The sequence below is a fragment of the bacterium genome, assembly GCA_035528375.1.
Taxonomy (GTDB): Bacteria; RBG-13-66-14; RBG-13-66-14; order RBG-13-66-14; family RBG-13-66-14; genus RBG-13-66-14.
The window spans coordinates 24,483-31,745 of record DATKYS010000136.1; the positions used below are offsets into that span (position 1 = coordinate 24,483).

Annotated in this window: 4 protein-coding genes; 2 read left to right on the forward strand and 2 right to left on the reverse strand. The window is 64.8% G+C overall.

Annotated features, from left to right (window positions below):
- Nucleotides 1–24 precede the first annotated feature (24 nt).
- Nucleotides 25–1,539: a hypothetical protein gene (locus tag VM054_11065; GenBank protein ID HUT99598.1), complete on the reverse strand. Its 1,515-nt coding sequence runs from the start codon at nucleotides 1,537–1,539 to the stop codon at nucleotides 25–27.
- Nucleotides 1,536–4,094 carry a tetratricopeptide repeat protein gene (locus VM054_11070; GenBank protein HUT99599.1) on the reverse strand — a complete coding sequence of 853 codons (2,559 nt, stop codon included), beginning with the start codon at nucleotides 4,092–4,094 and terminating at the stop codon, nucleotides 1,536–1,538. Before VM054_11070 ends, VM054_11065 begins: the two co-directional genes overlap by 4 nt.
- 275 nt (nucleotides 4,095–4,369) lie before the next feature.
- Between VM054_11070 and VM054_11075 the strand changes: the two genes are divergently transcribed.
- Together VM054_11075 and VM054_11080 are read left to right on the forward strand one after the other, a co-directional pair.
- Nucleotides 4,370–5,644: an adenylosuccinate synthase gene (locus VM054_11075; protein HUT99600.1), complete on the forward strand. Its 1,275-nt coding sequence runs from the start codon at nucleotides 4,370–4,372 to the stop codon at nucleotides 5,642–5,644.
- Between the two features lie 228 nt (nucleotides 5,645–5,872).
- Nucleotides 5,873–7,263 (forward strand): hypothetical protein (locus tag VM054_11080; GenBank protein HUT99601.1); only part of this gene is annotated, 1,391 nt, incomplete at its 3' end.

Genomic DNA, 7,263 nt, shown 5'->3' on the forward strand with positions numbered 1-7,263 from the left:
CCACCTCTTCCGGACTGGGGCAAGCTACCAGGCGAGCGTCAACCCCAGCCCCAGCGCCGGCGGATCCCTCGGGGCGTCGGCGTAGGTGAAGAGCGGCTGGTCCAGAAGGTTCGTCCCGGTCAGGGTCAGACGGGCCACCTCGCTCACGCTGCAGGCGATCTCCAGGCCGAGGTCCACCGCCCCGGGCAGCTCCCCGCCGAGACCGTCCCGGCGCCGACTCGTGTACCCGAGGGCGATCGAGCCCGTCAGCCAGTCCAGCGGGAAGAACTCCAGACCGAGGCCCAGGCTGTGCAGGGCGAAGTGGGGCGGCGGCGCCGCATCCGCCGGTCCCCAGGGCGGCGTGGCGTCGGCCAGCTCGTAGTCCACACGCAGCCTACCCCGGCAGAAATCGGCGGGAAGCCGATAATCGCAGTAAGCATCGAAGACGAGCAGCTCCCGCACCGGTCCGTTGGCGAAGGCGATGCCGCCCTCCGGGTCGAGGGCGTACTCGGGGGGGTTGACGACCCGGCGGTACCCGCCCCGCACGCCGGCCACCGAGGATTCGGACAGGTGCAGGGAATACTCGAGGTAGTAGTCCTCGGTAACGCGTTCTTCCATCGGTTCCGGCCGGTTCAGCCCCTCGATGCGCAGCCACCACCGGTCGGGCTCGGGGGTTTCGGCCCTCCGCCGTCCGACCAGGCTGACGAGGGAGAGGGGGCCGAAGAGGAGACGCACCGCGCCGCCGTACTCTAAAATCGGCTCCCCGGCGAAGGTCATCCCCACCCCGGTGGAGACGAAGAGGACCCTGTCGGCGGTGAAGGTGTTGGATATGTAGAGGCGCGCACTGTGCCGCGAGTTGGCGGCATCGGAGTAGCGGTAGGCGAGATCGGCGGCGATGAAATCGCTGGAGCCGATTAAGAGCCTGGCGCCCATGGCGGTGTGCGCGTCCAGGACATCGAACCCCTCCGGGCCGCGCTGTTCGAGGGAGCCCACCCCGGCCTCGGCGAAGGCCGTTATCTCATCCTCGGGCCGCCAGACGCCGAGGAGGGACGTCGTCCAGGCGTTCTGCTCCTGGTAGCCCTCCCCCAGGGCGTGACTCCAGCGGTCGTAGTCCGATCGGAGGATCAGCCGGTGACCCCGGGGGTCCAACCAACCGGCGGACAGCCGGCCCTCTATCGCCTCCCTCATCCCCGCCCGGCGGTCCCGGACGTCGTATGCCCCGGCGAGGGAGTAGGCGAAACGCCCCAGCTCCAGGGCGTGGAGGACGCCCGCCTTGCCGTTGGCGTTCCAGTCCATGGAGCCGTCGAAGCGGAAGAACTGGGTGCGCGGCTCGGGGTGGAGCGCCTCCCCGACGGGATCGGTCTCGAGGGCGCCGGGACTGTCGGTGAACCGCTCCCCGGCGATGAGCACCCGACGCGCCAGGGCTTCGGTGCGGGGGTCCGGGGAACCCTGCTCGCCCAGAAGCTCCTCGGTCTCCGCGAGGGCCGCCTCCTCGGAACGTGTGAGGGCGACGGCGGGGAGCGTCAGGAGGATGCACAGAGCGATAAGATGGCGGGTCACCGCAGCCGCGCGAGGCGGGTCTCGGCTTCCTGGCGGTAGCTCAGGGGGAAATCGCCGCGTGTCAAAAGAACGTACTGCCGCCGGGCGGCGACCGGCTGGTGCCGGCGCTCGTAGATCTGCCCCCGGCGGAGCAGGGCGCGCGCGGCGTAGGAGGGGTAACGGTCCGAGTAGTCGTCTATGACCCGCTGGAAGGTGGAGAGCGCGTCATCGAGCTGCCCGACCCCGAAGTAGCACTCGCCCAGCCAGAATGAGGCCTGGACGGAAACCTCGGGGTTGGAGCTCACCGCGGCCAACCGGTAGTACTCGATGGCCCTTGCCTCGCGGCCGTCCATCTGCTCGACGAATGCGCGCAGGAGGTAGGCCCGGTCCCGGTATCCGTCAGCCGAATCGAGGGCCAGTAGCCGGTCCAGAATGTCGCGGGCCGATGAGAGGAAGCGTATCTCCTTGTAGCAGGAGGCCAGCTCGTAGAGGGCCGGGACGTAGCTCGAGCTCCCGGGGTAGCCGTTGACGACGCTCGAGTAGTGGAGGATGGCGCGGTCGTAGTCGCCGAGCTCCCGGGCGATCTGGGCGATCTCGAAGTGGAGCCCGGCGCGGACCGAGTCGGAAGTGACGTCGGACAGCGCCTCGAGCAGGAGGGCGAGGGCCTCGTCCAGCTCGCCGGTCTTGCGGTAACACCGGGCCAGCTCCCGCGTGGCCCCGGTCACCTCGGGGGATTCGCCGTAGTCCGAGAGGATGCTCCCGTAGAATCCGATGGCGCCCTCGATGTCCCCCGAATCCCGGCGGTGCCGGGCCAGCATCAGTGTGAGCTCCGGGGCCAGGTAGCTCTGGGGTCGGTGGGCCAGGTAGGCCTCCGTCGCCGCCGCCACGTCGGGATACCTCCCCCTCCGCCAGGCGGCCAGCTCCACGCCGTATACCGCGTCGTCCACCACCTCGGTTATCCGGCTCTCCGCTGCGAGGTTGGAGTAGAGGATGTAGGCCCGGTCGTATTCCCCCAGACCGTAGCGGCAGTCGGCGATGCGCAGGCGGGCGTAGTCGTAGTAGCCCGAGTCGGGGTAGTCCGCGAGGAGGCGGTCGAACTCGGGGAGCGCCTCGGCGTAGCGGCCGATCTCGAAGTAGGCGTGGGCCACCAGATACAGGGCGTCGTCGGCCAGCTCGTCGTCGGGGTAGAGCCGGACGAGCTGGGCGTAGTCCCGCTGCCCCCGTTCGTGCTCACCCGACCTGACGTAAGCCTGCGCCCGCCCGTACAGGGCCAGCGGGGCGAGGTCGTTGTCGGGGAAGCGCTCGAGGAACTCACCGAACCGCTCGATGGTCCGGGCGTCGTCACCCGAGCGGAAATCCATCCGGGCCAGCTCCAACAGGGCGTCGTCGGCCAGACCGCCGTCACCGGAGGCGACGGTCTCCAGGAGAAGGGCGGCCTCCGCGGCGCGTCCCTGACGCAGCACCGCCATCCCGTGCCAGTACGCGGACATCCCGGCGAGCTCCGTCCCGCCCAGGGCGGCGAAGCACCCCTCGGCGGCGGCGTAGTCCCGCTGGCGGTAGAGGCACAGACCGGCCTTGAACCGGGCGGTGTCGGCCCCCTCCCCGCCGTTCCCGGCGATGCGGGCGAAGGTGTCGGCCCCCACCGTGTAATCCCCCCCGGCGTATGCGGCCTCGGCCAGAAGCCACCTGGCCGCCTCACCCCAGCGGGGGTCGCCCGCGAGACCGGCGGCCACGGCCTCCGCGGCGGCGTACTCGCCGGCCTCGTACGAGGCGTAGCCCAGGTAGTAGCGGGCGACGGCGTCTCTCTCAGGCTCGAACTCCTTCCAGCCCAGGGCGTCGTGGAGGTTGTCAGCGGCCTCGGCGTACTCGCCCAGGGCGCAGAGGACCAGCCCGCGCTCGTAGAGAACCTCCGCCTCCAGGCCGTGGGGCGAATCGGCGAGGGACCGGTTGAAAGCCGCCGCCGCCCCGGCGTAGTCTCCGAGAGCGACGAGGGTGCGGCCCTGCCAGTAGCGAATCTGTCCCCGCCAGGCGGGTTCGTCGCAGAGCTCGCCGGCTCGATCCAGACTCACATCGGCCCCGACCGTATCCTCCAGTTGGAGCTGGGTCTGGGCCAGGGCGAAGTAGAGCCTCCACGACGGCTCGTACTCGCGTTCGATTTCCCGGTAGGCCCGGAGCGCCGCTGGGTAGTCACCCAGGGCGTAGAGGCTGTCACCCAGATAGTAGAGGGAGAGCCGGTGCGTCTTTGCGTCGGTGGTGACGCGCGTGACACCGCGGAAGCTCGCCGCGGCCCGCGCGTGACGGCCCGTGGCGCGGTAGCCCTGCCCCACCGAAAAGAGCGACTGCTCCAGGTGGCGATCGGTGGGGTCGTTGAGAATCAACAGCTCGAGGTGGTGTGTGGCCAGCTCGGGGGAGCCCTCGGCCAGCTCCGCCGAACCCAGGAGGAAGAGCGCCTCGGAGTCGGTGTCTAAAAGCGCCTCGGGGGTGGCTAAAAGCTCGGTGACGCCGAAGAGCCCCCGGTCGTAGAACTCCTCCGTTTCGACGCGCGCGGACGCCGGCACCGTGAAAACGGTACACAAAAACAGTGCCCACCCGGCTGTCGCGGATAGCTTCATTTTGAACACATCGGAGGGACTCACATCAGCCCAGCAACTTGTACATATTATAACACGTTCGGGGCCAGAAGTCCGACGGGAAGCCAAGTCGCGCAATTTTAACCAGATGCGGTCGGAGTCAATCCACCCTTGCCCCGCCGGGGGCTTCGTGGTAGGATAATGCGGTTTTGCGCCCAACACCCAACCGGGTGTAATAGGGCGGGCAAAAAACGGACCAACGACCGGTCACCGAGGTGAACATGTCCACTATCGTAGTCGTAGGCGCCCAGTGGGGCGACGAGGGCAAGGGGAAGGTGGTGGACTGCCTGTCGGCCCGGGCCGACATGGTGGTCCGCTTCAACGGCGGGGCCAACGCCGGCCACACCATCGTCGTCGCCCGGGAGGAATACGTGCTGCACCTCGTCCCCTCGGGGGCGGTGCGGGAGGGGGCGGCCTGCGTCATCGGCAACGGCTGCGTGGTGGACGCCGGATTGCTCCTGGAAGAGTACGACGACCTCAGGCGGCGGGGGATAGACCTCGCCGACCGGCTCTTCGTCTCCGGCTTCGCCCATCTGGTGCTGCCCCACCACAAGGCGGCCGACGGCGCCCTCGAGGATTCCACCGCCACACCCATCGGCACCACCCGCCGCGGCATCGGCCCCGCCTACTGCGACAAGTACGCCCGTTACGGCGTCCGCGTCGAGGACCTCCTGGACGCCCGCGACCTCCGGGCGAAGCTCGAGGCGGCCTACGCCTACCGCGCCCGCTGGACCGGCTCCGGCGACTACCCGGCGATAGACGAGGTTTACGCACAACTGACCGAAGAGGGGAAGCGCCTGACCCCCTTCATCGTGGACACGTCGCTCCTGATCAACGGCTACATCGCCCGTGGGAAGAACGTCCTCTTCGAGGGCGCCCAGGGGAGTCTTTTGGACGTGGACTTCGGCACCTACCCCTTCGTCACCAGCTCCAACCCGGTGGCCCCCTTCGCCGCCATCGGCTCCGGCGTGGGTCTGGACAAGCTCGGCTACGCCCTGGGCGTGGTCAAGGCCTACCTAACCCGCGTGGGCGAGGGCCCCTTCCCCACCGAGCTGGTCAACGCCACCGGCGATTACCTGCGCGAGCGGGGCTACGAGTACGGCCGCTCCACGGGCCGACCCCGGCGCTGCGGCTGGCTGGACCTCGTCCCGCTGCGCCTGGCCGCCCGGGTCAACGGCCTACATGGCGCCGTGGTCTCCAAGCTCGACGTTCTGGACGAGCTCGAAGAAATACCGGTCTGCACGGCGTACGAGCTCCGCGGCAAAACTTTTGGCGAGATGCCGCTCCCCGTTTCGCTCCTCGCCGAGGCGGAGCCGGTTTACGAGACCCTCCCCGGCTGGAAAACCGACACCTCGGGTATCACCTCCTGGGACGATCTGCCGAAAAAAGCCCAGGAGTACCTGCGCTTCATCGAGGAGGGTTGCGGGGTGCCCGTGGTGGCGATAAGTGTGGGCCAGCGCCGCGACCAGATAATCTGGCTCGAGGAGGTGTTCTAGCCTCCCGCCTGGACCCCATAGACGCCCTGCGGTACGAGTGAAGCGTGAACAGCGTTAATACGAAGGCGGGGTCAACCCCGCCTTTTTTGATCGTCGTCCTGATTCGCGGCTGTCAAGACCCGGGTTAAATGTGACTTTCTTGCAAAAATATTCTACTAGCCCTTGACACCCGGTTATTTTCGGGCTAAATTAGCTACGTCAAGGAAGAGTAAGAAGGGTGGTTGTGTCATGAAAGCGCTCCGCTCAACGGTAATCCTCCTGTTCCTGGCGTCCGCCTCCTCGGCCGGCGTGTGGCACACGGAGTTTGTGGACTCCGAAAGCCAGGTCAACCTCGAAACTACCATCGCTTTGGATAGCGGGGACAGGCCCCGTATTTTATACTTTGACGACTATGATAACGCTTTAAAATATGCTTCATGGGATAATTATATGTGGAATATTGAAACTATAATATCCGGTAAACTGTGTTATTCTAATAATTCACTTGCATTGGACCGGGAAGGCAACCCGCATATTATATTCACCGATGACAATGATTCTATTATATACGCATACCTGGTGGATACGAGCTGGCATTTTGAGACGATTGCTTCCGAAGAAGGCATGGGCGCATATCTTTCTCTTGCCCTGGATTCGCATGATAAACCTTATATATCTTACCGTAACTACATTGAGCGCGACCTGAAGTGTATCTTCTGGGACGGTTATCAATGGAGAATTGAAACGGTGGACTCCGAGGGGGACGTAGGCAAAGAGCTTTCGCTCGAGCTCGACGGTTACGACCGTCCCCACATCTCTTATTACGATTTCGATAATAAAGACCTCAAATACGCATACTTCAACGGTTCCGAGTGGCGCATAGAAACCGTGGATGCGGAGGGTCAGGTAGGTCCCTATTCTTCTATCGCAATTGATTCCCAAGACAGGCCGCATATATCCTATAGATACTTTGACGGTTCGACCACGGACTTGAAGTACGCCCGTTGGGACGGCGTCCAGTGGAGGATTGAAACAGCCGACGCCGAAGGTGATGCGGGGGGGTATACCTCTATCGCTTTGGACACCCTCGATAGACCCTACATTTCCAATCTGGCGTATGATATTTCGCGATTGAAATGCGCCCATTGGAATGGCGTTGAGTGGCAAACTGATATCGTTGATACGAATTACGGTTGCGGCAAATATTCTTCAATTGCGGTTGATTCCCTAAACCAGCCTCACATCAGCTACTTATACGAAATACAAAATGATTTAAAGTACGCCTGGTACGAGATCTTCTTCCTCCTGTTAAGCCCGGAGCGGGGGGAGGTCGTCACCACGCTCACCCCAACCCTGGACTGGTCCGACGACGACAACCCCGACCTCACCGGTTACACTTTGTGGTGGGGGACCGACCCCGACTTCAACAGCTATAATGAAGTGACCGGCCTCCACGAATCGAAGTATACGATACCGAGCGGCATCGAGGACGGGGATACCATCTACTGGCGCGTGAAATCTATTGATGGCGAAGATGAGGAGTACTGGGCCGAGGAGATGGACTGGTACTTCAACGTGGACCTGGACTACGACCCCGTCTATCACCTGATGAGCCCCGAGAAGGGCGAAGTAGTATATGC

Excerpts from the sequence above, each read along its gene's own strand:
- VM054_11075 (HUT99600.1), top strand. The coding sequence starts at position 4,370 with ATGTCCACTATCGTAGTCGTAGGCGCCCAGTGGGGCGACGAGGGCAAG.